1 protein-coding gene is annotated in these 266 nt (G+C 59.4%); it reads left to right on the top strand.

Annotated features, from left to right (window positions below; all coding sequences use genetic code 11):
- A partial coding sequence (locus tag R2R70_RS20705; RefSeq protein ID WP_410979006.1) for an aldolase/citrate lyase family protein occupies positions 1–266 on the top strand: 266 nt, incomplete at both ends.

The raw sequence follows: 266 nt of genomic DNA, 5'->3' as shown, positions 1-266 counted from the left end.
CGGCAGCACCGGCCTGCTGGCGGCGATTGAATCTCCGCTGGGCATTACCCGCGCAGTGGAAATCGCTCACGCTTCCGAGCGTTTGATCGGTATCGCCCTCGGTGCAGAAGACTATGTGCGCAACCTGCGTACAGAACGCTCCCCGGAAGGAACTGAACTGCTGTTCGCACGCTGTTCCATTTTGCAGGCCGCGCGCTCTGCGGGTATTCAGGCGTTCGATACCGTCTATTCCGACGCTAACAACGAAGCCGGATTCCTGCAAGAAG

Source organism: Cobetia sp. SIMBA_158 (assembly GCF_046566945.1).
Lineage (GTDB): Bacteria > Pseudomonadota > Gammaproteobacteria > Pseudomonadales > Halomonadaceae > Cobetia > Cobetia amphilecti.
This window is presented reverse-complemented; position numbering and strand designations above follow the sequence as displayed.